The sequence below is a fragment of the Streptomyces sp. RB17 genome (genome assembly GCF_009604455.1).
GTDB lineage: Bacteria > Actinomycetota > Actinomycetes > Streptomycetales > Streptomycetaceae > Streptomyces.
This window is the reverse complement of record NZ_WEGL01000012.1, coordinates 82,444-101,131: the sequence shown is the minus strand read 5'-3', so window position 1 is coordinate 101,131 and position 18,688 is coordinate 82,444. Positions and strand designations below refer to the sequence as shown.

Genomic DNA, 18,688 nt, shown 5'->3' with positions numbered 1-18,688 from the left:
CCCTCACGCCGACAGCCGACAGGAAGCCGCCATGCGTTTCGCCGCGTACGAGTACCACAACCGACGCCACGTGGCCGTCGTCGAAGAGGACGGCACGCTCTACCCTCTCCCGGCTGTCGGTTCCCTGACCGGCCTGCTCGCTCAGGGCGGCGGCCTGCCCGCGCTGCTGGAGGCGGGCTCCGCCAGCCTTGACGTCCCGGCCGGGCCAGATGTTTCCGAGGTGCTCCTGCTGCCTCCGCTGCAGCCGCCCACCGTAAGGGACTTCGTCACCTTCGAGGAGCACGTCGAAGGCGTACGGCGGTCGGTGGACGGGTCCGCGGGGGTTCCGGAGCAGTGGTACGCCGCCCCGACCTTCTACTTCACCAATCCCTACGCGGTGTACGGCCCGCACGACGACATCCCCATGCCGCCCGGCTCGAACGTGCTCGACTTCGAGCTCGAAGTGGCCGCCGTGATCGGCACCGAGGGCCGAGACCTCACCCCCGAGCAGGCCCGCGACCACATTCTCGGCTATACGATCTTCAACGACTGGTCGGCACGCGACCTCCAGTCCGCCGAGATGAAGGTGGGCCTCGGCCCCTGCAAGGGCAAGGACACCGCCACCACCCTGGGCCCGTACCTGGTCACCGCCGACGAACTGGACAAGTACCGCGACCACGACGGTTTCCTACGGCTTGCGCTCACCGCCTCGGTCAACGGCGAGGTCGTCGGCGAAGACCTTCTGACCAACATGAGCTGGACCTTCGAGGAGATGGTCGCCTACGCCTCACGCGGAACCTGCGTGCGTCCCGGCGACATCCTTGGCTCCGGCACCTGCGGCAACGGCGGCTGCCTCGCCGAGCTGTGGGGCGTGCGCGGGAGACAGGACCCGCCCCCGCTGAAGCCCGGCGACACGGTCACACTCACCGTCGAAGGCATCGGCAGCGTCTCCAACACGGTCGTCGCCGGGGCCGCCCCGGTACCGTTGCCGACCGGCCGGCGCCGCACGCGGGAGCGGCCGTGACCGACCTCCACCCCAAGAGGCTTCTCGGCAAGGTCGTCGTGGTCACCGGCGCGGCCCGGGGCCAGGGCGCCGCCGAGGCCGAGGCGCTGACCCGCGAGGGCGCCCGGGTCATCGCCACCGACGTGACCGACACATCGGGCTGCCGCCGCCTCGACGTCACCAGCGAGCAGGACTGGGCCGAACTCGCCGCCGAGCTGGAGGAGGCGTACGGACAGGTGCACGGCCTGGTGAACAACGCCGGTGTCACCTGGCGCGCCCGCCTCGACGACGTACGCCCCGAGGACATGGCCAGGGTCCACGCGGTCAACGTCACCGGGCCGCTCCTGGGCATCCAGCACCTGGCACCGCTGATGCGCCCCGGGGCATCCATCGTGAACGTCGGCTCCTCGGCGGCACTGACCGCCCACTACCCGGTCGCCTACACCGCCAGCAAGTGGGCGCTGCGCGGCCTGTCGGCCACGGCCGCCATGGAACTGGGGCCACGCGGCATCCGCGTGAACACCATCCACCCCGGTTACATCGACACCGAGATGACCGCCTCCGCCGCGCCCGCCTTCCGCGAGGCCAACCTCGCCGGGACACCGCTCGGCCGCACCGGAACCGTTGACGACGTCACCCCGCTCGTCACCTTCCTCCTCTCCGACGAGTCGTCCTTCATCACCGGAGCCGAGATCCCCGTGGACGGCGGCCTCACCGCACACGGCGGCGCCAAGCCGATCTCCGACGCCCTACGGCAATAGCAGCAGGTTCAGCAGGAACTGCGTAGGACACGGACGGTGGCGAGTTGCACGGGCGATAACCCAGGGTGTCCGTCGTGCGAGTGCCAGGCCTCGAAGCCCTTGTCCCGTCACAGTCCGTCCAGCCGGTCGTGTACCAACGTCGCCGTCGTCGCGCGGGGGTTGCTCGAGGGCGGGAATCTGTACACCGGAGCGGGGAGGGACGGACACCAGGCAGCTCGACGACGGTTGTTCATCTTCGAAATCGAGCCAAGCACGCCGGTTGACCACGCCCAGCCGTAGAGGATTCTCAAGATCCCAGACAGAGTCGCTCAGTGCGGCGAATCGGCCTCTCAGGGTGACGGGCAGGCGGGCGCGGCCACGGTCAGGCCAAGTTCTCGCAGTGCCGATCTCGCGGCGTTGTGGCCGCACATGCCGTGCACGCCCGCGCCCGGTGGCGTCGCCGCCGAGCACAGGTAGACGCCGGGGATGCCCGTTGCGTACGGGTCGAGGGCAGGGCGTGGGCGGAATGCGAGCGAGGCGAGGGAGTTGGCGCCGGTGAGGATGTCTCCGCCGACGTAGTTGGGGTTGTACGCCTCCAGCTGGACCGGGGAGCGGGTGGACAGGCCGACGACGCGGTCGCGCAGTCCGGGGGCGTACTGCTCGATCCGGTCCAGGACGGCGGCCGTCGCATCGCCGTCGTAGCCGTGCGGGACGTGCGCATATGCCCAGACGGGGTGGATGTCGCCGGCCGAACGCCCGGGGTCGGCGAGGTACTGCTGGGCGACCAGAACGAAGGGACGCCGGGGCATCCGCCCGCGGGACGCCGCCTGTTCGGCCTCCGCGATCTCCTCCGCAGTTCCGCCGAGGTGGACGGTGCCCGCCTTGCGGCACACCTCGGCACGCCATGGCACACCTCCCTCCACCGCCAGGTCGACCTTGTACGCGGCGAGCCCGTGCCGGTAGCAGGTGTAGGCGCGTCGGATGCGGGCGGGAAGACGCGGACCGCACACCCGCGCTGCCGCGCGGGGAGCCAGGTCGAGCAGGATCGTGCGGGCGGGAGGGGAAGGTCTCCCAGGGAACGAACGGGGGTGCCCGTTTCGATGGTGCCGCCGAGTTCAACGAGACGGGCGGCGAGCGCGTGGGCGATGGCCTGAGAGCCCCCACGGGCGACGGGCCAGCCGTGCCGGTGCGCGGCGGCGGTGAGCATGAGTCCGATGGCGGCGCTGCCTGGGGCGGCGAGCGGCTGCAGCGCGTGGGCGGCGATCCCTGCGAACAGGGCACGGGCCGCTTGGCCCCGCCATCGGCGCAGGGTCCACTGCGTAGGTTGGGCCGCCAGAAGCCCGAACCTGCCCGTCAGGACGGGGTGACGGGGCAGCCGCGCCAAGGGGCGCATGAGGTCTTCGCTCAGGGCGTCGTAGTGGGCGGTCAGGGGTGAGAAGAGACGACGCCAGGCCGGGCCGTCGACGCCGAGACCCCGCACGGTCGCGGCCAGATCGCGCTGGAGCACGGCCGCGTGGCCGCCGTCGAGGGGGTGGGCGAGGGCGGTCTCGGCGTGCTCCCAGCGCAGTCCGTGGCGTTCGAGGCCGAGAGTGCGCAGGTAGGGCGATGCGACGGCCATGGGATGCACCGCGGCGCAGTGGTCGTGGAGCAGGCCGGGCACGGTGACCTCGCCGCTGCGTGTCCCGCCGCCGATGGTGGCGGCGGCTTCCAGGACGGTCACGGAAAGGCCCGCCTGGGCGAGCGTGACGGCGCCCGCGAGACCGTTCGGCCCCGCTCCCACGACGATGGCGTCGGCGGTCACCGCAGGGCGCCCTTGGTGTGCTGGAACCAGCGCAGGTATCCCGGGGCGGGGGAGCCCAGGCCCGTGGCGTCGTCGTAGCCGCGGTGCGCGGACAGGCCGAAGTCATGGCCGAGCGTGTAGAGGATGTAGCGCTGGGCGCCGGTGGAGGTGTCGGTGTCGGGGCCCTCGTCGCGGACCACGGTGAGGGCGAGGATCCGGCGTTCGCGGGCCGGTCGGTGACGTCGTGGAAGACCTGGGTGCGGGAACCGGAGAGTACGTACAGGAGCGGGTTGGCGAAGCCGATCCGGTGCCCGGAGGCTTGTTCCGCGTCGGCCTGCAGGGCGGCGAAGGCGGGGGTCGCCGCCGATGTGCCGCCGAATCCGATGAGGTGGAAGGTTCCGGCGTCGGTGAACCCGACCAGTACGGGCAGTGCCCCATCACCCTCCATCGCGACGTCGGGTGTCGTGCGGTGCCCGGTGTCGCCGGTGCCGCGGTCGCGCTGGTACCAGGGCTGCGGGAAGTCGCTCGGGCCTCCTCCGCCGCCGAAGGCGAAGACGCCGGGGATGGGTCCCCAGGGTCCCTTGCCCGTGTCGGTGCGGATGGACAACTCGTCGCCCATGCTGGTCTCCCAGGCGTGGTCGCCGTGCCGGTCCAGGGCGAGGGTGGTGCCGCCGACCGAGGTGACCCACGGGGAGCCGCTGGGGAAGTCGGCCTGGGCACGGGTGGTCTTCGGGTCGCAGTTGACGCCGGTCTGAGCTGCCTGGGGCGAGGAGTCGCCGCAGTCACCCGCCGCGAAGTAGACCCCGATGCCTTCGGCGGCGGCCTGTTGGAACAGCAGGTTCCACGCGGCGACCAGAGTAGGGGTGAGATGCCCCGGGTCGGAGTGGATGATCTCGGCCCAGGAGTTCGAGATGATGTCCGCCCGGCGGCCGTCGATGACGTACGACTCGGCGTTCATCAGGTCGTTGTCGAGGCAGGAGTTCGCGCCGACGTAGAGAACGTTCGCGTCCGGGGCGAGGCCGTGGGCGAGGTCGATGTCGAGAGCCTGTTCGCCGGCCCAGGTGCGCGGAGGCGCGCACGCGTCGCCGATCTGCCACTGTGAGGGGGTGACCTGCTCGCGGTACTGGCCCGGCCGGAAAGGACGGTCGCCGGTGGCGCGGGCGTAGCGGGTCGTGTCGGCGGCCATGTCCGGTGATCCGTAGGCGTCGACGACGGCGACGGTGGCGCCGCGGCCGGTGGCGCAGCTGGGCGGGGATGTAGGGACAGGGCGCGTAGGTGGAGGTCCTGCCGTACGCCTCAGGCATGTTCGTGGCGGGCTTCTGACCGAAGTGGCCGGAGCAGACGGCACCGTCGGCGGGTACGTCGAGGGCGGGCGCCGGGGTGGACAGCGGGCGGGCCGCGCCGGGGAGGGACAGGCCGGTGACACCGAGCACGGCGGAGCCGAGGGAGGCGGGCACGCTGAGGTCGGCCGAGGGGGCGTCGATGGTGTCGCGTCCGGTGCGGTAGCGATGCAGGCTCGTGCCGAAGGCCTGCCGGACGGCGCGGGCGGGGCCCCCGATCCGCAGATAGTGGGGGGTGCGGCCGGTGACGATGAACCCGGACCTGGCCAGCCATGCCGTGACGGTCTGGATCTGACGGTCGGCCGGGCCGAAGCGGCGCTGGTACTGCGCGGGGGTGAGGAAGTGCCGGTAGTGCGGGCTGCGGGGGTCGGTGACATCGCGCAGGAACGCCGCCAGGCCTCGCGGGTCACGGGAGTTGAGGTAGAGCCGTGCGCTGACGCGCCGGTCGCCGGGCACTGGTCCCGCGTCGGCGGCCGGCGTCGCGTAGGCGGGCCGGGATCCCATGAGCGGATGCCGGTCGGCGGCGTGGGCGGTGGGCAGGAATCCGGCGGTGCACAGCCGGGCGGCACAGGAAGCCGCGACCACCGAGCTGCGCAGACGGCGCAGCGGGCGTATGGGGGCATGGAGGGGCACGGGTGAAGACCTTCTGGTGAGGGGGTGCCGAGGACGCGCAGGACGTGACGAGGCGGCCCGGGCCCGGGCACGTCGTCCGTGCGGGCCGGAGGGCTGCCTGCCGTGATGAAGGGCGTGGTGTGGTCTACGAGCGGACGGTCCGGCCCCGGCACAGCGGGCCCGAGACCCCCTCGAACTCCAGGTCGAGGCCGACGCCGTCGCGTTCGGCGTGGATGTGCAGGTGCGGCTCGGTGCTGTTGCCCGAGTTGCCGACCTCGCCGAGCACCTGCCCGGCGCGCACGGTGTCGCCCTTGGCCACGGTCACGGTGCCGGGGCGCAGATGGACCAGCTTGACGATCTCGGCGCCCGTGTCGATCCACACGTGGTTGCCGTAACGGGGCTGGTAGCGGATGAGGCCGGGTTCCTGGTCGTCGATGTGGTCGGCGGCGGAGACGACCGTACCGTCGCAGGGGGCGTGCACGGGCTGCCCGTACACGAGATAGCTCATGTTCTTTCCGCCCGCGCGGTCGCCTCGGGCGCGGTGGCGCGCCCGTGCACCGCCGGAGCCGACCTGGAGGATGTCCAGGGCACCCCGCTGTTCGAGGAAGGCGAAATGGTGGTTGAGGCCGCGCCCTCCGCCCTGCGCGATGTACCAACTGCCGCCCCGCAGGGGGAACACGAGGGGGTGGGAGACGGCCGTTCCCCAGCGGTGGCGTCGTGCCCGGACGAGCAACGCGCCGAAGACGCCGACCAGGACGAGGCCCACGACGGGTTCGGCGGCATTGCCACCGGAGACGGGCAGCCCGGGGAGACGCCACGCGGAGGCAAGAGCGACGAGCGCCCCGGCCTCCACGGGCCGGCGGATCCACCACGGGAGCCGAGCGGGGGTGAACCGGCCCTCCAGGGCCACGTAGCCGGCCACCACCATGAGCACCCTCCCGCACCAGACGATGCGGGAGGGTGCATCCCAGCACGCTTCGATGCGCAGGACGAGCAACAGTGCCAGGACGATCCACCCGAACGCTCCGCGTACCTCCGGCGGGATGCGCAGGCGCGGTGGCCGGTACGCCCCCGGCTGGATCAGGAACTCGTCCAGTCGCAGGCCGTCCTGGCTGACGGCGAAGGCGAGGGCTCGGCCGGTGGTGCCCTCGATCACCAGGCCGTCGCGGCTGTCGCGTATGCCGGTGACGTCTCCGATGCGCGCGAGCGTGACGTCCACGATCTCGGCGAGCCGTGCGCGGCCCACGGCGGCGACCACGCGCGGCGCGAGATGCTCCCGGTCGGCGGCCTCGGCGGTGAGGAAGCGGTACAGGGCTTGCGCCGCGGCACCTGCCGGTCCGGGATACGGCCGCCCCGCCTGGCGGGGCGTCGCCGATTCCCCGGTCGTGTCACGCATCGGGCGCACCGTCCTGTCCGGCCAACATGGCCACGGGGGTCATTCCGCCTTTGGGTAGCGGTGCCCAACGACGTTGCGACAGCAGGTCCTTTACGGACCGGAAGCGCCGGGCAAGCGACCGGTAGTCGTCGTCACGCAGGCCGGTGCAGTCCGCGCCGATCATCAGCAGGCCGAAGCATATGAGGCCCATGAAGGCCATGATGCCCAGGTGCAGGCCCTCCAGGGCCACGGTGTTGGCCTTCCGGACCCATGGGCGGGCGGACAGGATGGCGAAGGGCAGCGCGAGTTCGATGAAGATCGTGAAGTAGCAGACGGCGGTGCCCACGAAGGCGTTGTTCATGAGATGCGCATAGGCCGACGACATCTCGAAGCCGGTGATCCGGCTGATGTAGTACATGGCCACGCCGTCCTGCCACATCTTCCCCGTGATCTTCCAGTAGCCGGCGGCGAAGTACAGCACCGCGGTCTGGAAGACGATGAGAAAGGCGGCCAGGTTGTGCAGCACGGTTGGGACCGTCGGCTGTTCCTGCTCCCGCATCCGTGCGCGCCGCTGCTTCGCGCCGGGCGCGAAGTAGGCGTTGGAGACGGTGAAGACCATGAACAGGATGAGGATCTGGGCGAGGTTGTCACCGCCCTCCAGGATGTCCTGGTTGCGGTTGTGCAGCGACCACATCATTACGGCCTGCACCAGGGTGAGCGCCCGGCCGCCGAAGATCATGAAGGCCAGGGCGACCAGGATCGCGGCGTGGAAGACGATCTCGAACCAGAGCGTGGAATGACTCCACAGGAAGATCGAGAAGTTCCAGCGCGGCAGGGCGGCCTTCGCCGTGGAGATCGAGTCGTAGGAGTCCGGTCCCCACAGGAAGCGCCGCTTCGAGTAGTCGGACAGGCAGTACAGAACGGTGGCGAAGCCGATGACGCCGGTATGTAGGTCAGCCACGACGTCGCCAGGACCCGGTGCTCGTGCTGCGACGGCTTGGGTACCGCGTACCGCGCCGAGAACGGAACGATGGGCCGGGTTTTGAAGGTCGCCTGGACGGCGCCGATCCGCGCGCCGGGGTAGAGCGTCTTCGCCTGTACGGAGAAGAACCGCTGCATCCGCGCCCCCGAGCACGAGTTGCCGGCGGCCGAAGCCACCGCACCGGCCCTCTCGTAGCGCCACAAGGAGACGATCCCCGATGGCCATGATCCTGACGATCTCGGGAAGTCCCGCGCCCAGCTCCGCCACCGCGCACGTGCTGTCCTCGTACGCCGTTCCCCGGCTCGCGGCACACAGCCACGACGTCGTCCATCTCCCGCAGCTGGATCTCCCCTTCGCTCCTCTGCTGGCCCAGGACGCGGACCATCCGCGCCTTCGGCAGGCGGCCGGACTGCTCGCCGGAGCCGACGGCGTCGTCGTCGCGACGCCCGTGTACAAGGCGGCGTACTCAGGACTACTCAAAGCGTTTCTGGATGTCATGCCGCGGTACGGCCTCGAGGACAAGCACGTCCTGCAACTCGTGGTGGGGCACGATCCCGCCCAGGGGCGCCTGACGCACCGGGCCCTGCAGACCGTGCTGCTCTCCATGGGCGCACAGGCCCGCCCGGTCCGCTGCTTCCTGACCAGCACCGCCGCGCGGGAGCCGTCCCGTCTCCGGCACACCGAGGCCGTGCGGGAACTCGACGAGGCACTCGGTCGGATCTGCGCCCACTGGCAGGCTCCGTGCGAACGGGGGGCGGCATGACGGCCGGGCCGGAGCGCCGGGTCCGGCCCGGCCTGTGGGTTCTCGGCGAGGATACGCGGCCTCCGATCGTGCTCGTGCACGGCATCCGCCTCTCGGCCTCCATGTGGACCCCGCACGCCCGTTGCCTCACCCCGGCTTCCGGGTCAGCGCCGTGGACCTGCCGGGCCACGGCGCGCTGCAGGACTGTGCGTTCACGCTCGCTGCGGCCGTGCGCGAGCTCGACGACGCCGTCCAGGAGGCGGTCGCCAAGACGGGCCGGCGTCCTCTGGTGGCCGGCCTGTCCCTGGGCGGCTATGTGGCACTGGCCCACGCCGTGGCACGCCCGCACCACGTGGGCGGGCTCGTCCTGTGCAGTTGCACGGCACGCCCACGCGGCTGGAAAGGGCTCGTCTACCGTACGGCCGCGCGCCTGAACGAGCTCATGGGGCCGGAACTCAGCAGCGCGCGGGATGCCCGGCTGCTCCGGCGCAACGCCACCGCGGAGTGCGCGGACGCCGCCCTGGCCGGAGGACTGGCCGTGCACTCCTTCGGCGAGGCCGTGAGAGAGCTGCATCAGGTCGACTTCCTCGGCCTCACCGCACGTCTACGCTCACCCACCCTCTTCGTCAACGGACGATCGGACTTCGTCTTCCGCCGCGAGGAAGCCGACTTCGTGGCCGCGGCCCGCCGCGCGGGGACCCAGGCCGAGCTCCTGCACCAGCGCGGCGGCCACATCTTCCTGATGCAGCACCGCGAGCGCTTTGCCGCTCTGCTGGACCGCGTGCATGAGGGATTCACGGGCAATCACTGAGGCTGGTCAGGAGGGGCGTGACGGTTCATTTCCCGAGAGCCTCCCGGAAGTGTCATGGGGTGCCGCGTGAGCCGGCCGGTCATCTGCTGCACCGTCGGCGGCCGGGGCGGCGCCTCGGACCGAGCCCCGGCCTCGAGCTCCTGGGCGCCCGCAACTACGACCCCACTCAGGGCCGCTTCCTCACCCCCGACCCGATCTTCGAGCCCGACAACCCCGCAAGCGGAAGCGATCCCAGTGGGCTCAAGCTCAGCAGCAACGACGGTAGCAACGGTACGCAGTGCCACTGGAGCTGCACCAAAAAGAAAAAGGGCGACAATATCAAAACCTCCAGCGGCAGTGGTGGGAGCGGCGGCTCACCCGCACCCTCCACGCCGGCGCCTCCCATGGGTCCGACCCCGGCGTCCACGCAGACCCCGACACCGACGCTCGGTGAAACCCCTCGCCAGCCTGAGGATTTCGGCACTAACCGATGCCAGAGCTACGACGGCGGTCAAATCATCTACATGGCCATCGGGATCGTGGCACGGCCGCCTGCCGCGATGTGCATCGCTACTCTCCTGGAGTCGGGCGGAAGTGGCAGCCTGGGAAGCTGCAAGGAAGTCAAGTAATAAGGTTGAGCAGATTGATTTCCATGCGCCATACCGGGAGCTGTGTTCCAATGTTCGCGACAACTTCTATAGCAGGGATAAACTGTCGCTTAGTAATCCGGAATCAATGTGGTCGATGGTGATCGATGGCTTTGAGTAGCTGAACCCATTCGGTCCTGACCTTAGTCTTTCGCCGGTCGTCCCGCGGCTTCGTTTCGGAGTCCGATTGCCCGGACAGCGCTTACGTCCCGGGACTCAGGGGGTGCCACGGTGCGGGTGAAGGCCTTCGGGCCGGTCCACCGCTGCCGCCAGGTCATCGCCGATCGTCATGCACGCTCACCGTGGGTGATGATCTATGGTGCTGTCGCCACCGGTTCGGGTCCTCTTCCAGGGCCGCCCGGTCCCAGCCGCCGCGTTCCGCAGCAGCCTCGTAGGTCGTGTGCAGGAAACCAGCCAGTACCCGGTCCGGGTCGGCTGCAGTACGCACCGCCTCGTACGGGAGAAGGAACTGACCGTGGTCAGGGCTGTAGAACGCGTCGGCCGGGGTGACCGGCTGCGCGGCGAAGCCATCCGGCTCAGGATAGGCGTACGAGTAAAAGGCCCCCTCTTCACCGCCGCCGGGCCAGAAACCACAGCTGCTCAACTCGCGGGAGTAGCCTTCCACCATCACCCAGTCACCGCAGTTCGGGGCGCCGCCAGGATGCGGCGGCGCCGCCCGTCCAGAGAACCTCGTGCAGGCCAGGTCCATGGCACCCCAGAAGAAGTGCACTGGGCTGACCTTGCCGGCGAAGCACGAGCGGAATTCCCCCAGCACCCGGTTGGCCTGCAGCAACTGCTGCCAGAAGAGCTGTGCGGCGCTCGGATCGTAGGAAGCGTGCTGGTAGTCCTCGTCGAAGGGGATCGCCGGGTCCACCTCGTTCGGAGACGCCTGGATCTTTGTCTCAATTCCCAGCTCACCCAGGGCGTGCATCGTCTCGCGGTAGAAGTCAGCCACCGGTCTCGGCTCCAGGTCCACGCTGCGGCCGGCGCCGTCGCTGCTGCGGACACACAGCTGATGGTCGAGGAAGTCGAACTCGATGTCGAAGACCCCTGAGCGGTAGGGGATCGCCGACGTGGTCAGGCCACGCGGGCTGACGTACATGGTGACCTGCCACCAGTGGTTGACCAGGGGCGCGTGGGCCAGCCGGATCTTGCCGACGATCTGGGTCCACATGTGCAGTGTTTCCCGGGTCTCGGTCCAGTCGGCGACCCGCAGCCGCGGCCACATCGTCCGCGACGCCCCATGGGAGACCATGGCCACAGCACACTCCTCCCAGCACAGCTGACCGATACCGACCACGCTGCCCTCAGCCGAAGAATCAGGCAACCCGGCGCGCCTCACCGGCCATCGGTCCGGAACGCTTGGCATGCTCCACGAGCAGCCGCTGCGCCTGCCTCGCCAGGACAGTGATCCAACGGCCCGGACTCACCAGAGGCGGCGAGGCCCTGTAGGGCCGATTCGGAAGGAGTCTTCATCATGAATGTCGACCAGCCGGTGCTGGTACTGGGATCCACCGGGGGGCAGGGCAGTGCCGTCGTCAGCGCGATGCTGTCCCGCGGTGTGGCCGTCCGTGGCATGGTCCGCAACCTTCGATCCGCTTCGGCCCGGCGCCTGGCCGCCCGCGACGTCGAGGTTGTCGGCGGAGATCTCGGGGACCGCGAGTCCCTGGCCTCAGCCATGCGGGGAGTAGCCGGCGTGTTTGCGATGACCACGCCCTTCGAGTCAGGACCGGCCGCCGAGATCGCACAGGGCCGGGCCATTCTCACCGCAGCCCATGAGGCCCGTGTGCCGCATTTGGTCTTCAGTTCCGTCGCGGGTGCCGACCAGGACACTGGCGTGCCGCACTTCGAGACCAAGGCAGTGATCGAACGGGAACTGGCCGCCGGCGAGGTGCCCTACACGATCTTGGGTCCCACCTATTTCTTCGACAACGCCCTCGGAGACATGGACCGGATCCTCCAGGGGGTGCTCGATCTGCCGCTGCCCCCGGACCGCCCCCTGCAACAACTGGCACGCCCCGACCTGGGCGAGTTCACCGCTGCCGTCTTCGCCGCACCTGACACGTTCATCGGACAGCGCATCGAGCTCGCCGGCGACGCCCCCACGCCCGGTGAAATGGCTGCCACCTTGAGCACGGCGCTCGGTCGGACCGTTCGCCACAACGAAATGCAGCTCGACGAGATCGGCAACGACGACATGCGAGCGATGTGGGCATTCCTGCGTGGCCACGGCTACCGCGTCGACGTGCCGGCGCTGCACGCCGCCCATCCCGATCTGCACTGGACGTCGTTCGCCGACTGGGCCGAGAGCACCTTCTCATCGGCACCATGACAGGTCGCCTCGCAGGTGACGAGCACCGCCACCACTGGATTCAGCGGGACCAAGGACCCAGACGAGCGACTGAGCGCAGGCCGCAGCTGTGCAGCCGGGGCCACCAGGCCTGATGGGCCGGATGCCGAAGCCCTCGAAGCTGTGGAGGGCGTTGGCCCTCATACGCCGTTGACCGACAGGGATGCCCTGGGGCGCGCTCAGTCGAAGCGCAGATCGGAGAGAGCGCCGCCGACCTCAACCGCATAGTCTGGGCGGGCTCCTCCTGCCACCCGCTGCCCCTCAGCTTCGGTGTGACCTCCGCCCCATACGCGGACACAGACGCCTGCACCGCCTGCTCGAAGCTGTCACGGGTCCTGCGACGGGCCCCCATGCCGCCCCCGGTCACGCAGAGGCCTGCCAAGCAGCGGAATCTCCACCTCCGCGCGCCCGGGTGGGAATTCCCGGTCCGAGTGATCTGCCGACCGTACCGGTAGCCAGGCATCACAGCGTAGACACTGGTGCCAGCGAAGTCCGTCCCCGAAGTCCTTGACCAGGACGCCGACCTCGGGACGTACATGGGCCGCGTGCGTGCCTTCCAGGTGGTGACCGCGCCGCGCGCACCCGAGAAGTTCGGACCAGCACAACTGGTGTCGCTCGGAGCCGATGCCCGGGGGCGGATCCATACCAGTGTCTTCAGTCATGGTCCGTATCGTCTTGCCGCCAGGGGCGTCTGCGTAGCACACGTGGCCGTGACTCACTCTGCTTTGTCGGTAGCACCGCCGACCGTTCAGCCCCGACTGGGCGCGGTACATCACCCCATGCAGGGCGGGTAAACGCGCTGCGCGCGCGTCAATCACGGATCTGGGAGGTCGGGCCCATGACTATGTCGGACACAGTCGGCAACAAGTCTCTTGAAACGGAGGGCGGGGCCTGACCAGATCGAAGGGGGCGTCGCACCGGCCGGAGAAGGGACCAAGGACGCCGTCCGGGACATCCTCGACGAGGATCGAGTCCTCCGAGCGGCATCCGGACGAAGGCCGGCGGCAGGCAGGCGGACATCCGGCCGCCGCTCTGACGCCGGCCATCAACGCACCGCATACGGTGGTGGATGCCGGGATGCGACGAGAGGGCGGCCGGCGTCGGCCGCTGGTGGAGGGGGCGTGGACAGTGGGCAGCGAGAGCATCCGCGCCATGCGCAGGACCGGCAGCAGGATGGGCCAGTGGTGGGCTGCGCTGCGCCGGACACCTGTGGCGATCTGGAACGACGACGTGACGGACTGGGCCGCCGCTTTGACCTACTACGCGGTCCTGGCGCTGTTCCCCGTGCTGCTGGTGCTTCTCTCGGTGCTGGGGCTCACCATGCCCACGGCGAAGCCGGAAGTGATCGACCGGCTCACCCGCATGGCGCCTGCCGCATCCCGGGACTTGCTGCGCAGCGCCCTGGAGCAGATGGCCGGCCAGTCCTCTGCAGCCTGGCTGCTGGTCTTCCTCGGCGGGGCCGGGGCCCTGTGGTCGGGCTCCAGCTATCTGAGTGTCTTTCGCCGGGCCCTGCACGCCATGCATCACGTCAGCTCGCACCGGCCGGTGTGGCGGACGGCCCCACGCATCATCGCTACGGCCATCGTGCTGATCGCCCTTCTCCTGACCACGACGCTCGCCCTGCTGCTGAGCGGCAGCCTGGTACGACGTCTGGGCCGAGCGCTGGAGATGGGCAGCCTTCCCCGGGCTGCATGGGACACCTTGCGCTGGCCTGTTCTGGCAGCGGTGGCCATCGCCCTGGTCCTGGTGCTCTATCGTTCCGGTCCCGCGGCGTCGCGTCCGCTGCGAAAGATGGCGCCGGGTGGGGGGCTGGCGATCGTGCTCCTGCTGTCGACCTCCCTCGGTTTCACCGTCTATGCCTCTCATGTGAGCACCTACCACCGCCTGTACGGCTCCCTGGCCGGGGTCGTGGTCTTCCTCATCTGGCTGTGGCTGTCCAACCTGGCACTCCTGGCAGGTGCCCAGTTCAACGTCGAGCTCGCGCGGCAGGCCGTCAACGCTCATGCGCGCGGACATCGACAACCCTGATGGTCGGTGCCTCCCGGCGTAAGGCGCGCGTGAGCCTGGTGCAGAGCGAGCAAGAGCGAAGATCGGTGTGTGACGCGGACCGATCGGCCCTGCGGGCCGATGTCTTCCCCGGCACCGGCCATTTGACGGAGACGGACCAACTGATCGCAGAGTGCGCCAGTGTCGGGGCTACTGGTCAGAGAAAGTACGCCGTAAGGCTCAGGCCGCACGCCGCAGCCTGCACGTACCAGGCACCGGCAGATTTGCGGCGGGCTCATGGCGCCATCGTTGAGCAGACCACTTCCGGTGCCAAGTACGCGCCGGGGGACGTCTGGTCCGGTCGAGCAGCCGGCCTGACGCCGGCGAACGCGCCGTGTTTCGGTTGCCCCGCACGGGGGACTGCGACCACGGCGTTCATTCCCTCGTCCGTCCGCACAGGTGGCCGGTTCGGTCCCGGACCCGTGGGGTCAGGCCGTGGCCTCGACCAGTCGCTTCATGCCGGGCTGGTCGGTCACGCAGCCCACCAGGCCGAGGGTCCGGGCCAGCGCCAGGTCGCGCTCGTCGTTGACGGTCCAGGCCATCACGTCGATGCCGGCGGCGCCGCACTTGTCCACGATGGCCCGGTTCAGCTGGCGCAGTTCCACGCTGACCAGTGTGGAACCCACCTTCTGGGCGCGGCCGACGAAGGTGTCGCGGTGCGCGCTGGGGCCTGCCACCAGCACGGTGCGGGCCTGCGGCAGCAGGTTGTGGATCTCGATCAGCGCCGCGTCGTGGAACGACAGCACCGAGACCCGGTTCAGCAGGCCGCGGTCGGTGAGCACCCTGGCCAGCGACCGGGCGGCCGCCACGTCCTTGATCTCCGCCTGGATCGGCAGCGTCGGCCCGACGGCGTCCAGCACCTCCCCGAACGTGGGGGTGGGCTCGCCGAGGCCGGCGTCGAGCTTCTTGAGCTGCCGCAACTCCTGGTCGGCGATGGGCCCGGAGCCGTCCGTGGTGCGGTCGAGGGTCTCGTCGTGCATGACGACCAGCTCGCCGTCCCTGCTCAGGTGCAGGTCCAGTTCGATGCCGTCCAGCGCCTCGCGTTCGGCCCGCAGGAAGGAGCGCAGGGTGTTCTCCGGCTCGGCGGCCATGACACCGCGGTGGCCGATGGTGAAGAAAGACACTCGATTGCCGTCCTTGGGTGCGGTGGTCCGGGGCAGCCGCACGAGGGCCCTACCCCCGCCGGGCCCGAACGACCGCCCGTCGGAAGGCCCAAGCCTAACGGGCCCGTCCGGCCGCGCGCCCGGCCCGCCTGGAACCACGCCGGAGCGAGCCCCCATGGTGTTGCCACAGCGAGCCAGGAGACGCTGCCGGGGCCGCGAAACGCGGCCGCAGGTCAGCGAGTGGCACATCACCTGGGCATCCGTCACTCATGACGCCGGACGGCTCCCTCCCGCAGGACCGCTTCTTCAAGGACATCAAGTGACACTTCGTGCGGACCGGCGGCGCACAGCTCAACAGCGGCGGCTACGCCACCAGCCTCGCCGACTACCAGACCTGCTGGAACTCGCCCCTGACCCAGTACAAGCAGGCCGCCGCCCTCGGCGCCACCTTCGTGCTGATGCCGCACGACATGGCCGGCGGCAACGACGTCTCCGCCACCACCATCCGGCGCTGGCGCTACGAGCTGATCACCTTGCTGGCCGCCAAGGCCCCACGGCTGGACCGCGCCTTGAAGAAGATCGCCCGGCGGGGCGGCGAGGTCGTCCTGATCGACGGCACCCTGATCCCCACCCAGCGCGCACCGGGACGGCGAACCGGCCGAACTCCTCGGGCTGTGAGGATGATGGCCGTGTCGTTCCGGCCGTGGCCTGACTCGTACTCTGGCTGGCTGCTTGTGCCTTGTGTTTGATCTGTCGGCCCGGCCGGAGCGACGTGTACCGGCACCGGGCCGGCGGAGTGTGTCCCGATAGGGGCCTTGGCCTAGAAGGCACCGTCACAGTCCTGACCGCTCCACCGACCGGCGCTGGCCATCGGCACCACGTCGTCGAACAGGAGCACCGTGACCACCCTCAGCATGCCCGCTGCCGTCCGTGCCGTCCAAGATGCTGAGGCTCCGGCTGCGCCGCGTTCGGTGATGCTCGGCGTCGACACCCACAAGGACGTGCACGTCGCCGCCGTCCTTGACCACCTTGGCGCGCTGCTGGGCACCGGAGAGTTCCCGGCCGGTCGGCTACCGCCAGCTTCTGGACTGGGCAGGCCAATGCGGGACCGTTCTGCGGGCCGGGGAGGAGTGCACGGGCTCCTACGGAACCGGAAAGTCATATGCGGCGCGGTACGGCTCCGTCCTGCCAGCGGTAGAGGTCGCGCAGCAGGGAAATCTCGGCGCCGTGATGGATCAGCTCCCTGTTGACGTGCAGGACCCTGTTCTCCATGGGAAACCGCTCGGGACCCAACCTGGGCGGATTCTCCAGGTCAGCGTCCGAGAGCTCGCGGACCCCCGCGTTCCATCTCCCGTACATCTCATCGAGCTGTTTCAGCGCCTCGTCAGCGGTCCCCGCGTAGGCGAATGTCTGGGAGTCGACGTCCTGGCCGCCGAAGTACCATCCGACCCGATAACCCAGGCAGGAGACGATGATGTGCGCCAGCCGCCAGGCAATCGTGGTCACCGGCGCCGGCACCGGGTCAGGGGACGCGGAGTCCATCGTCCACTCCCCCGAACCTGCCGACATCGGTGCGGCCGACGTGCCACGTGGGCGGATGCTCCAGCAGCCGCGCACCGGCTCCCAGAAGTACTCCTCATCGGCAAGACCGTCCAGCCGCGGCCGCAGGTTCTTGTGCCAGTACCAGTCCACCTGCTCCGCGAGCCGCTCGCTTCTTGTCATTTCCGCACACTACATACAACGGAGACCTGGCTGCGGCCCTCGCGGACGCCGTCGCCGGCCTGGGCCGCGAGAGCGTACCGCACCGGGAGATGACGCTGGGGGCTGATGTGCCCCCGGGCCGCGCCGCCGCGAGCGGCTGTTTGACATAAACGACCCGGCTGGCTGGGTTGGGGTCAATGGCCCAAATGTGACAGCCTCGACCGATGACATGACGGATGATCAAGACCGCAGACTCCCGCCCGAAATCAGCATGAGTATCCCGAGCGAGCGCCACGCCAGAGCCTCCGACCTCCGACCTGCATGTTCGAAGATGGCGAAGACTCAAAGGAGGAACACGACGGCATGATGACTGATCCGTCCTCTTAAACGCCACTGGCGTGCGCAATTGGGTGGCATCCCCAGTGGCCCGGGAGCTGGATACGACTCCCGGGCCCCGCCACGTTCCTGCGGCGCGTGCGGCGGGTGGTACACGCGGCCGTCAGTTCACACCGTGGTCACCGTGACGATGCCGTTGTCCGTCTTGCCCAACCGGCCCAGCCACTGTCGGCCCACGTGCGCGGTCGCCGTCCCGTCCTTGCGGTCCCCGGAGCCGTCGATCACGATGACCCCGCCCTCGTGCGGAGCCGTCGCCCGCTGCTCGCGCAGCAGTGCCTCCGGTCGTTGACCTGCCCGACCTCCCAGGGAGACTCGGACAAGAGGAACTGCAGCCGCTGCACCCCCGCATCCCCGTACCCGCCATCGGCTCCGCCCCTGCCAGACAGGTGATCGTCTTGTTCCGCTCCCGTGGCGCCAGGGCCAGGTACTCGCGAGAACCCCGCCGTTGCGGCGGGCTGAAGAAGAGGTCGCCGAACCGGGCCGCGTACTCCTCCAACGGCCCCGGCGCAGGCGGATACGGACAGCGAGCGGTCATCTTCAGCCTGCGGTGAGGCAGTTGACTCCTTCCACCGGCCTGCGACCCGGGTGCGGGGTCGCTGGGTGGCCCGTTGAAGGGTGTCGCAGACCTACGACAGTGCGTGCCACGCCTTGGACAACGCTTGACGGAACTGGTCGGCTTGGTGCGGTGTGAGGTCGTGGATCATCCGCTCCTCCAGATCCCGTACCGGAGCCGCGAACCGGTCGAGCAGTTCGCGCCCGGTGTCGGTCAGCAGGATCAGCAGTTCGCGGCGGTTGCGAGGGTTGCGCTCCCGCCGTACGAGCCCCCGCGCCTCCAGCGACCGTACTAGATCGGCCATGGACTGTGCCGTGACGAACGAGTCCCGGGCGAGCTGGGCCGCCGACAGGCCGTCATGACGCTCCAGCACGGTGAGGGCGGTGTACTGCAGAGCCGTGATCCCCGCGGGCTTGACGAGCTCGTCCAGGTGCGAGCGCACGACGAGTTCCACCTGCTTGACCATGTAGAGCAACGACGGGTGTGTCCGTGTATCGACCATGCGTGCACCCTAGGCCATTGACAGGAAACCTGTCTTTAATCAGACTG

Annotated in this window: 15 protein-coding genes and 4 pseudogenes; 8 read left to right on the top strand and 11 right to left on the bottom strand. The window is 69.6% G+C overall.

From position 1 onward, the window contains the following. Positions 1-31 precede the first annotated feature (31 nt). The gene (locus SRB17_RS39785) at positions 32-1,003 is read left to right on the top strand and encodes a fumarylacetoacetate hydrolase family protein (RefSeq protein WP_153546265.1); all 972 of its coding nucleotides are present in this window, start codon (positions 32-34) and stop codon (positions 1,001-1,003) included. Next, positions 1,000-1,743 (top strand): SDR family NAD(P)-dependent oxidoreductase, encoded by a 744-nt coding sequence (locus SRB17_RS39780; protein ID WP_323377339.1) that lies wholly within the window; start codon positions 1,000-1,002, stop codon positions 1,741-1,743. Before SRB17_RS39785 ends, SRB17_RS39780 begins: the two co-directional genes overlap by 4 nt. 329 nt (positions 1,744-2,072) lie before the next feature. Here the strand turns inward: SRB17_RS39780 and SRB17_RS39775 are convergent. From SRB17_RS39775 to SRB17_RS39750, 6 genes and pseudogenes are all read right to left on the bottom strand, one after another. Beyond that, positions 2,073-3,523: pseudogene (locus SRB17_RS39775) on the bottom strand (phytoene desaturase family protein). Continuing rightward, positions 3,520-3,702 (bottom strand): hypothetical protein, encoded by a 183-nt coding sequence (locus SRB17_RS39770; protein WP_153546263.1) that lies wholly within the window; start codon positions 3,700-3,702, stop codon positions 3,520-3,522. Before SRB17_RS39770 ends, SRB17_RS39775 begins: the two are co-directional and overlap by 4 nt. 176 nt (positions 3,703-3,878) lie before the next feature. Continuing rightward, positions 3,879-4,688: pseudogene (locus SRB17_RS48675) on the bottom strand (serine protease); the annotation flags it as partial. 235 nt (positions 4,689-4,923) lie between these two features. Then, positions 4,924-5,346, bottom strand: a pseudogene (locus SRB17_RS48670) (protease pro-enzyme activation domain-containing protein); the annotation flags it as partial. Positions 5,347-5,599: 253 nt separating this feature from the next. Beyond that, positions 5,600-6,850: a M23 family metallopeptidase gene (locus tag SRB17_RS39755; RefSeq protein ID WP_153546259.1), complete on the bottom strand. Its 1,251-nt coding sequence runs from the start codon at positions 6,848-6,850 to the stop codon at positions 5,600-5,602. Then, positions 6,843-7,790 carry a hypothetical protein gene (locus SRB17_RS39750; RefSeq protein ID WP_153546257.1) on the bottom strand — a complete coding sequence of 316 codons (948 nt, stop codon included), beginning with the start codon at positions 7,788-7,790 and terminating at the stop codon, positions 6,843-6,845. Before SRB17_RS39750 ends, SRB17_RS39755 begins: the two co-directional genes overlap by 8 nt. Positions 7,791-8,028: 238 nt before the next feature. On the opposite strand from SRB17_RS39750, the gene SRB17_RS39745 reads away from it, so the two are divergent. From SRB17_RS39745 to SRB17_RS39735, 3 genes are all read left to right on the top strand, one after another. Continuing rightward, positions 8,029-8,574: an NAD(P)H-dependent oxidoreductase gene (locus SRB17_RS39745; RefSeq protein WP_153546255.1), complete on the top strand. Its 546-nt coding sequence runs from the start codon at positions 8,029-8,031 to the stop codon at positions 8,572-8,574. 103 nt (positions 8,575-8,677) lie between these two features. Continuing rightward, complete coding sequence (locus SRB17_RS39740) at positions 8,678-9,364, top strand: alpha/beta fold hydrolase (RefSeq protein WP_153546253.1); 687 nt, start codon at positions 8,678-8,680, stop codon at positions 9,362-9,364. Positions 9,365-9,423: 59 nt separating this feature from the next. Then, positions 9,424-9,972: a hypothetical protein gene (locus tag SRB17_RS39735; protein WP_153546251.1), complete on the top strand. Its 549-nt coding sequence runs from the start codon at positions 9,424-9,426 to the stop codon at positions 9,970-9,972. A 292-nt stretch (positions 9,973-10,264) separates the two neighbouring features. On the opposite strand, the gene SRB17_RS39730 is transcribed toward SRB17_RS39735, so the two are convergent. Next, positions 10,265-11,245: a DUF5996 family protein gene (locus SRB17_RS39730; RefSeq protein ID WP_153546427.1), complete on the bottom strand. Its 981-nt coding sequence runs from the start codon at positions 11,243-11,245 to the stop codon at positions 10,265-10,267. Positions 11,246-11,467: 222 nt separating this feature from the next. Here SRB17_RS39730 and SRB17_RS39725 point away from each other — a divergent pair, with 222 nt between their 5' ends. Beyond that, positions 11,468-12,322: an NmrA/HSCARG family protein gene (locus tag SRB17_RS39725; protein ID WP_153546249.1), complete on the top strand. Its 855-nt coding sequence runs from the start codon at positions 11,468-11,470 to the stop codon at positions 12,320-12,322. Between the two features lie 1,170 nt (positions 12,323-13,492). Then, positions 13,493-14,368, top strand: coding sequence for a YihY/virulence factor BrkB family protein (locus SRB17_RS39720; RefSeq protein ID WP_153546247.1), 876 nt, complete (start codon positions 13,493-13,495; stop codon positions 14,366-14,368). Positions 14,369-14,814: 446 nt separating this feature from the next. On the opposite strand, the gene SRB17_RS39715 is transcribed toward SRB17_RS39720, so the two are convergent. Then, complete coding sequence (locus tag SRB17_RS39715) at positions 14,815-15,510, bottom strand: glycerophosphodiester phosphodiesterase (RefSeq protein WP_323377336.1); 696 nt, start codon at positions 15,508-15,510, stop codon at positions 14,815-14,817. Between the two features lie 308 nt (positions 15,511-15,818). Between SRB17_RS39715 and SRB17_RS45680 the strand changes: the two genes are divergently transcribed. Continuing rightward, entirely contained in the window at positions 15,819-16,238 is a 420-nt protein-coding gene (locus SRB17_RS45680) for a hypothetical protein (protein WP_194294276.1), read from the top strand. A gap of 409 nt (positions 16,239-16,647) precedes the next feature. On the opposite strand, the gene SRB17_RS39705 is transcribed toward SRB17_RS45680, so the two are convergent. The 3 genes and pseudogenes from SRB17_RS39705 to SRB17_RS39695 form a co-directional block, all read right to left on the bottom strand. Continuing rightward, on the bottom strand, positions 16,648-17,211 hold the full coding sequence (locus SRB17_RS39705; protein ID WP_153546245.1) for a DinB family protein: 564 nt from the start codon (positions 17,209-17,211) through the stop codon (positions 16,648-16,650). Positions 17,212-17,697: 486 nt separating this feature from the next. Beyond that, positions 17,698-18,121, bottom strand: a pseudogene (locus tag SRB17_RS48665) (transposase); the annotation flags it as partial. A gap of 91 nt (positions 18,122-18,212) precedes the next feature. Next, positions 18,213-18,641 (bottom strand): MarR family winged helix-turn-helix transcriptional regulator, encoded by a 429-nt coding sequence (locus SRB17_RS39695; RefSeq protein WP_153546243.1) that lies wholly within the window; start codon positions 18,639-18,641, stop codon positions 18,213-18,215. Between the last annotated feature and the right edge of the window lie 47 nt (positions 18,642-18,688).

What these genes read in the sequence shown, in the direction of transcription:
- SRB17_RS39730 (WP_153546427.1), bottom strand. Translation starts at nt 11,245, where the DNA reads ATGGTCTCCCATGGGGCGTCGCGGACGATGTGGCCGCGGCTGCGGGTC.
- SRB17_RS39720 (WP_153546247.1), top strand. Translation starts at nt 13,493, where the DNA reads ATGCGCAGGACCGGCAGCAGGATGGGCCAGTGGTGGGCTGCGCTGCGC.
- SRB17_RS39725 (WP_153546249.1), top strand. Translation starts at nt 11,468, where the DNA reads ATGAATGTCGACCAGCCGGTGCTGGTACTGGGATCCACCGGGGGGCAG.
- SRB17_RS39705 (WP_153546245.1), bottom strand. Translation starts at nt 17,211, where the DNA reads ATGACAAGAAGCGAGCGGCTCGCGGAGCAGGTGGACTGGTACTGGCAC.
- SRB17_RS39695 (WP_153546243.1), bottom strand. Translation starts at nt 18,641, where the DNA reads ATGGTCGATACACGGACACACCCGTCGTTGCTCTACATGGTCAAGCAG.
- SRB17_RS39785 (WP_153546265.1), top strand. Translation starts at nt 32, where the DNA reads ATGCGTTTCGCCGCGTACGAGTACCACAACCGACGCCACGTGGCCGTC.
- SRB17_RS39745 (WP_153546255.1), top strand. Translation starts at nt 8,029, where the DNA reads ATGGCCATGATCCTGACGATCTCGGGAAGTCCCGCGCCCAGCTCCGCC.
- SRB17_RS39755 (WP_153546259.1), bottom strand. Translation starts at nt 6,850, where the DNA reads ATGCGTGACACGACCGGGGAATCGGCGACGCCCCGCCAGGCGGGGCGG.